The organism is Stenotrophomonas sp. STEN022 (assembly GCF_056760155.1).
In genome coordinates, this window is sequence record NZ_JBRREG010000157.1 from 1 (window position 1) to 6,486 (window position 6,486).

General features: G+C 63.7%; 7 protein-coding genes. 5 read left to right on the forward strand and 2 right to left on the reverse strand.

The window, feature by feature from the left end; all coding sequences use genetic code 11:
• Positions 1–202 precede the first annotated feature (202 nt).
• Positions 203–2,107, reverse strand: coding sequence for a molecular chaperone HtpG (htpG, locus tag ACVOMF_RS20220; protein WP_481510861.1), 1,905 nt, complete (start codon positions 2,105–2,107; stop codon positions 203–205).
• A gap of 202 nt (positions 2,108–2,309) precedes the next feature.
• Between htpG and rsmD the strand changes: the two genes are divergently transcribed.
• The 5 genes from rsmD (at position 2,310) to ggt (ending at position 6,312) form a co-directional block, all read left to right on the forward strand.
• Entirely contained in the window at positions 2,310–2,933 is a 624-nt protein-coding gene (gene rsmD / locus ACVOMF_RS20225) for a 16S rRNA (guanine(966)-N(2))-methyltransferase RsmD (RefSeq protein ID WP_481510862.1), read from the forward strand.
• Complete coding sequence (coaD, locus tag ACVOMF_RS20230; protein WP_282268816.1) at positions 2,930–3,433, forward strand: pantetheine-phosphate adenylyltransferase; 504 nt, start codon at positions 2,930–2,932, stop codon at positions 3,431–3,433. Before rsmD ends, coaD begins: the two co-directional genes overlap by 4 nt.
• 40 nt (positions 3,434–3,473) lie before the next feature.
• The gene (locus ACVOMF_RS20235; protein WP_481510863.1) at positions 3,474–3,962 is read left to right on the forward strand and encodes a hypothetical protein; all 489 of its coding nucleotides are present in this window, start codon (positions 3,474–3,476) and stop codon (positions 3,960–3,962) included.
• 326 nt (positions 3,963–4,288) lie between these two features.
• Positions 4,289–4,573: a YfhL family 4Fe-4S dicluster ferredoxin gene (locus ACVOMF_RS20240; RefSeq protein WP_481510864.1), complete on the forward strand. Its 285-nt coding sequence runs from the start codon at positions 4,289–4,291 to the stop codon at positions 4,571–4,573.
• A complete protein-coding gene (ggt, locus tag ACVOMF_RS20245; RefSeq protein ID WP_481510865.1) occupies positions 4,570–6,312 on the forward strand; it encodes a gamma-glutamyltransferase in 1,743 nt (580 codons plus the stop codon). Before ACVOMF_RS20240 ends, ggt begins: the two co-directional genes overlap by 4 nt.
• On the opposite strand, the gene ACVOMF_RS20250 is transcribed toward ggt, so the two are convergent.
• The coding region (locus tag ACVOMF_RS20250) for a hypothetical protein (RefSeq protein ID WP_481510866.1) at positions 6,295–6,486 on the reverse strand (192 nt) is incomplete at its 5' end. The genes ggt and ACVOMF_RS20250 overlap by 18 nt on opposite strands.

Genomic DNA, 6,486 nt, shown 5'->3' on the forward strand with positions numbered 1-6,486 from the left:
GGGTAAGGCTACTGCCGAGCATGGCTCGGCACTACGGGCTCCTCGCTCTTATCAAGCCCCTCTCCCGTTTACGGGAGAGGGGTTGGGGTGAGGGGGGCTTTGGGGCATTACCGGTAAGGCTTCTGCCGAGCATGGCTCGGCACTACAAAGCGTTCCTTTCCAATCCTCCCCTTCGCAGCGCGAAAGGGAGGGGGCAGGGTCATCAGGCCGACAGTTCCAGCAGCAGCTTGTTCAAGCGGCGTACGTAACCTGCCGGATCCTTGAGGCTGTCGCCGGCGGCCAATGCGGCCTGGTCGAACAGCACATGGGCCAGGTCGTTGAAGCGGTCCATGTCCGGCTCGGCATCCAGCTTCTCGATCAGCGGGTGCGCCGGGTTGAACTCGAACACCGGCTTGCTGTCCGGCACCTTCTGGCCGCTGGCTTCGAGGATCTGGCGCATCTGCAGACCCAGGTCCTGTTCGCCGATCGCGAGAATGGCCGGCGAGTCGGTCAGGCGGTGCGAGACGCGCACTTCAGCGACTTCTTCGCCCAGCACGGTCTTCAGGCGCGCGGCCAGGCCTTCCTTGGTCTTGGCGACTTCCTCCTGTGCCTTCTTGTCTTCCTCGGTCTCAAGCTTGCCCAGGTCCAGGTCGCCGCGGGCGATGTCGGCGAAAGACTTGCCGTCGAACTCGGTGAGATAGCTCATCAGCCACTCGTCGATGCGGTCAGTCATCAGCAGCACTTCGATGCCCTTCTTGCGGAACACCTCGAGGTGCGGGCTGTCCTTGACCTGCTGGAAGCTCTCGCCGGTCAGGTAATAGATCTTGTCCTGGCCTTCGATCATGCGGCCGACGTAGTCGGCCAGCGCAACGCTCTGCTCGCCGCTGCCGTCGTGGGTGGAGGCGAAGCGCAGCAGGCCGGCGACCTTCTCGCGGTTGCCGTAGTCCTCGGCCGGACCTTCCTTCAGCACCTGGCCGAAGTTCTTCCAGAAGCCTGCGTATTCCTCCGGCTTGTCCTTGGCCAGCTTCTCCAGCATGTCCAGCGAACGCTTGGTCAGTGCCGACTTCATCGAGTCGATCACCGGGCCGGACTGCAGGATTTCGCGTGAGACATTCAACGGCAGGTCGTTGGAATCGACCACGCCCTTGATGAAGCGCAGGTACAGCGGCAGGAACTGCTCGGCCTGGTCCATGATGAAAACGCGCTGCACATAGAGCTTCAGGCCCTTGGGCGCGTCGCGGTGGTACAGGTCGTACGGTGCGCGGCCCGGCGTGTAAAGCAGCGAGGTGTACTCCAGCTTGCCTTCGACCTTGTTGTGGGTCCAGGCCAGCGGGTCGGTCGGGTCGTGCGCGATGTGCTTGTAGAACTCCTTGTATTCCTCGTCCTTGACCTCGGCCTTGGCACGCGTCCACAGCGCATTGGCGCGGTTGACGGTCTCCCATTCCGGCGTGGCCGGCTTGTCGGCTTCCTCGCCGTGGTGTTCTTTCTGCAGCTCGATCGGCAGGCCGATATGGTCGGAGTACTTCTTGATCAGGCTGCGCAGCTGCCAGCCGTCGGTATAGCTTTCTTCGCCTTCCTTCAGGTGCAGCACGATGCGGGTGCCGCGCTCGGGCTTGTCGATGGTCTCGACCTCGAACTCGCCCTCTCCCTTGGACGACCAATGCACGCCTTCGCTGGCCGGCAGACCGGCGCGGCGGCTGTAGACGTCGACCTGGTCGGCCACGATGAAGGCCGAATAGAAGCCCACGCCGAATTGGCCGATCAGGTTGGAGTCCTTCTTCTGGTCGCCGGACAGGTTCTTCAGGAACTCGGCGGTGCCGGACTTGGCGATGGTGCCGAGGTGGGCGATGGCTTCATCGCGGCTCAGGCCGATGCCGTTGTCGTCGATGGTCAGGGTGCGCGCGGCCGGGTCGGCCTCGATGCGGATGCGCAGCGGCGCGCCGCCTTCGAGCAGTTCGGGCTGGGTCAGCGCTTCGAAGCGCAGCTTGTCGGCGGCGTCGGCGGCATTGGACACCAGCTCTCGCAGGAAGATTTCCTTGTTCGAGTACAGCGAGTGGATCATCAGGTGCAGCAGCTGCTTCACCTCGGTCTGGAAACCGCGGGTTTCCTTGTGATTCGGGTTGCTCATCGGTCGGGGTGCTCCGTTGCTGATGGATCGCGCAGCTGCGCGGTGGCTGCAGCATGGGTAAGGGTGAATGGGCCGATTTCAAGGTGGGCGCAGCCAGCGTGGGCGCTGGTCTATCATCTGCAGCACTTGGAACTGTTGGGTGTGGGCCGTCGATGTATTTGATTTGTCGCGTTTTGTCATTGGCTTTGCCGGTGCGGGTCGGATGAGCCCGGTCCGCGGCAAGGCGCCAGCTGCCGCCAGCGGCCAGGTGCGCATCGTCGGTGGGCGTTGGCGCAATACCCGCTTGCAGGTTCCTGAATTGCCGGGTCTGCGGCCGACCAGTGACCGGGTACGCGAGACCCTGTTCAACTGGCTGATGCCTAAACTGCCTGGCGCTCGTGTGCTTGACCTGTTTGCCGGCAGCGGCGCGCTTGGGTTGGAGGCGGTGTCGCGTGGCGCGGCGTCGGCGCAGCTGGTGGAGCGCGATCCGCAACTGGTGGCGGCACTGCGCGGTGTGGTCGGAAGGCTGGGGGCAGGGGCCCAGGTTGAGGTGATTGCCGGCGATGCCCTGCAATGGCTGGGCAGTGCGCCATCCGCACGGGCCGACCTGGTGTTTCTGGACCCTCCGTTTGCAGCCGGATTGTGGGAACAGGTGATCGAACGCCTGCCCCGACACCTGGCTGAAGATGCGTGGCTGTACGTGGAAGCGCCGGTCGGCGCGGCGCTGCGGCTGCCGGCGGAATGGCAGCTGCGTCGCGAGGGCAGCACCCGTGAGGTGGCCTATGCCCTCTATCGCCGGGCCGCTGCTACACTTCGCGGCGACATGAACGCGACCGAACCCGCATGACCTCAGCCAACCGCCGCATCGCCGTATACCCGGGCACTTTCGACCCGATCACCAATGGTCACATCGATCTGGTGAACCGTGCCGCGCCCTTGTTCGAGAAGGTGGTGGTCGGCGTGGCGCAGAGCCCGTCCAAGGGCCCGACGCTGCCGCTGGAGCTGCGGGTGGCCTTGGCGGTGGAAGCACTGCAACACCACGACAACGTGGAAGTGGTCGGTTTCGACACCTTGCTGGCCCACTTCGTGCGCTCCGTGCACGGCGGGGTGTTGCTGCGCGGCCTGCGCGCGGTGTCCGATTTTGAATACGAATTCCAGATGGCGAGCATGAACCGGCATCTGATTCCGGAGGTGGAGACCTTGTTTCTGACCCCCTCCGAGCAGCACAGCTTCATTTCCTCCTCGCTGGTGCGTGAAATCGCCCGGTTGGGCGGGGATGTCTCCGGCTTCGTGCCGGCCACTGTGCTTGAAGCGTTGCGCAAGGCCCGCGAGGCGCGCGGGCAGTAAGCCTTTTTCAGTAACACCACTTTTCAACGGGAGAACGATCATGAAGAACACGATGCGCGTGCTGCTTGCCGCCTCGATGGTGCTGGCTGTAACCGCCTGCAAGAAAGAAGAAGCACCGGTAGTCGAAGCGCAGCAGGCGCTGGTCGCCCCGGCCAAGGATGACGACGCGGGTTGGAAGAAGTACCTGCAGGCGGTTGCCGTGCAGAACATGGGCAACATCACCGCAAGTCCGTTCCTGTACTACCTGCCGCCGGCATCGGATCCGGAATTCGCAGCCAAGTACGACCGTCAGGCTGAGAGTGCCACCACTGCCGTCGGCCGCGGCATCCAGCCGGGCAACATGCTGGCTTTTGGTTCGTCGGCCTCGGCCAAGATGGCGGACCTGATCGAAGCCAGCTTCAAGGACGTGCAGGCTGATTCGATGAAGGGTGTGCGCGTGGTGTTCATCGGCGATGCCGCCGACAATGCCCGCGTGCAGACCATCGTCAAGCCGACTGGCGCCGACTACGTCTTCGTCGAAGCCAAGTGACGCATAGGTGCGGGGTCGCGTAGCGGCCCCGCACTTGCCAGTGCGTCGTCCCTGCGAAGGCGGGAGGCGCTGGCCCTGCTCCGGATCCGGCCGTTGCCTTGGCCTGAGCTGCAACAACGAACCGCGCAACTCGGTGAACGCCCAAAGCCAGCATCGCCACAGGCGGAACGCTGTGGAAGCGGCGGCATTGCTGTCATTCCAGCGCCAGCAAAACAAGTATCCGGTAAGCTTGCTGTCGGTACTGCCCTTGGCAGGCCATGAACAGCAGGACCGATGAACCGGCAGGCGCCGGTTGCAAGCCCCGCTCCGACGGGAACACCGCAACAATGTCTTTGAAAATCAACGAGCTCTGCGTCAACTGCGACGTCTGTGAGCCGGCCTGTCCCAACCAGGCCATCGCAATGGGCGAGACGATCTATGTGATCGATCCGGCCCGTTGTACCGAATGTGTCGGTCATTTCGATGAGCCGCAGTGCGTGGTGGTGTGCCCGGTCGAATGCATCGACCCGGACCCGGAAATCGTCGAAACCGAAGATCAGCTGCTGGCCAAACTGGCCGGTCTGCAACGCGATCACCCTGAATTTTACCAATCGGAGAATCCAACGGCATGAAACTCGTTGCCCGTTCCCTGCTGCTGTTCGCACTGGTGTTGTCGCCAGCTGCGTGGGCAGCCGATACCGCACCGACGCGTGCCGCACATCCCGATGGCGCGGCGATTGCCAGCGGCCACTCGCTGGCAACCCAGGCCGGTATGGAAATCCTCGGCAAGGGCGGCAATGCGTTCGATGCGGCGGTGGCCGTGTCTTCCACGCTGGCTGTGGTTGAACCAATCAGCTCGGGTCTGGGCGGCGGCGGGTTCTTCCTGCTGCACGATGCCAAGACCGGCAAGGACCTGATGCTGGATGCGCGCGAGACCTCGCCCGAGTCCGCAACGCCCGAGCAGTTCCTGGACAAGAACGGCAACCTTGACCGTGACCGTTCGGTCAATGGCCCGTGGTCGGCCGGCATTCCGGGTTTGCCGGCGGCGCTGGTGAAGCTGGCGCGTGAGCATGGCAAGTTGCCGCTGGGCGATTCGCTGGCGCCGGCCATCCGCGTCGCTACCGATGGCTTCCCGGTGTACGCACGCATGGCCCGTGGCTATGCCAGCCGCCGTGAAGTAATGGACCGTTACCCGGGTACCCGTGAGGTCTACCTGCGTAATGGCAAGCCGATTGCCGAGGGCGACATCTTCAAACAGCCGGAGCTGGCGCATACGCTGCAGCTGCTGGCGGCCAATGGTTTCGATGGTTTCTACCGCGGTGAGACCGGGCGCAAGCTGCTGGCCGGCGTGAAGCAGGCCGGCGGCCGCTGGACTGCCGAGGAACTGGCCGGCTATACGGTCAAGACCCGCGAGCCGATCGTGTTCAACTACCGTGGCTGGAAGATCACCACCGCCTCACCGCCGTCCTCCGGCGGCATCGCGCTGGCCTCCATGCTGCAGATCCTCGAACCCTGGGATCTGAACAAGATGGACCAGGCGCACAGCACCCACCTGGTGGTGGAAGCGATGCGTCGCGCCTATCGTGACCGTACCTTCTTCCTCGGCGACCCCGACTTTGTCGATATTCCGCAGAAGGTGCTGACCAGCCGCGATTATGCACAAGGCCTGCGTGCAACCATCCATCCGGAGAAGGCAACACCCAGCGACCTGCTGTCGGGCAACCCGACGCCGTTGGAAGATGACGAGACCACGCACTTCTCGATCATCGACAGCGAAGGCAATCGCGTTGGCGGCACCCAGACGGTGAACCTGCTGTACGGCTCGGGTCTGATCCCGGCCGGCACCGGTGTGCTGCTGAACAACGAGATGGACGACTTCGCATTGAAGCCGGGCACGCCCAACGCCTTCGGTGTAATGGGCTACGCGGCCAACGCGCCGGCCAAGGGCAAGCGCATGCTCAGCTCGATGACGCCGACCTTCATGGAAAATGATGACAAGGTCGTGGTGATTGGCACGCCGGGTGGCAGCCGCATCATCACCATGGTCCTGCTCGGCATCCTCGGCTATGACGCCGGCCTGGACGCACAGCAGGTGGCCGCGTTGCCGCGTTATCACCACCAGTGGTTGCCGGATGAGATTTCGGCGGAGACCGGCGCGTTCTCGCCCGAAGTCGCCAAGCAGCTGCAGGCGATGGGCCACAAGGTTGAACTGCCGGGCGACTCGGCCGAAGGCGGTCGCGGCTCCAGCCATGTCTGGGGCAACCTGCAGACGGTGGAGTGGGATCGACGCAGCAATGTACTCAGCGGTGGCAGTGATCCGCGCAACCCGGTAGGTAGTGCCGAGGTTCGCAAGTCAGGCAAGGCTGATTGAGGTAAACCGGAAGCCCGTTCCAGCGGGAATGCTGTCCACTTGAACGCTTGAGTCATCCGGAATCCGATGCCAGTTGCTGGCATCGGATTTCTTGTTGGGGCGGCGGCAGCCGCGCAGCACGGCAATAATCGGTTTGCACACTTGCCGCAGGGTTGACTGACGGCAGCTTCGCCG

What these genes read in the sequence shown, in the direction of transcription:
- htpG (WP_481510861.1), bottom strand. Translation starts at nt 2,107, where the DNA reads ATGAGCAACCCGAATCACAAGGAAACCCGCGGTTTCCAGACCGAGGTG.
- rsmD (WP_481510862.1), top strand. Translation starts at nt 2,310, where the DNA reads ATGAGCCCGGTCCGCGGCAAGGCGCCAGCTGCCGCCAGCGGCCAGGTG.
- coaD (WP_282268816.1), top strand. Translation starts at nt 2,930, where the DNA reads ATGACCTCAGCCAACCGCCGCATCGCCGTATACCCGGGCACTTTCGAC.
- ACVOMF_RS20235 (WP_481510863.1), top strand. Translation starts at nt 3,474, where the DNA reads ATGAAGAACACGATGCGCGTGCTGCTTGCCGCCTCGATGGTGCTGGCT.
- ACVOMF_RS20240 (WP_481510864.1), top strand. Translation starts at nt 4,289, where the DNA reads ATGTCTTTGAAAATCAACGAGCTCTGCGTCAACTGCGACGTCTGTGAG.
- ggt (WP_481510865.1), top strand. Translation starts at nt 4,570, where the DNA reads ATGAAACTCGTTGCCCGTTCCCTGCTGCTGTTCGCACTGGTGTTGTCG.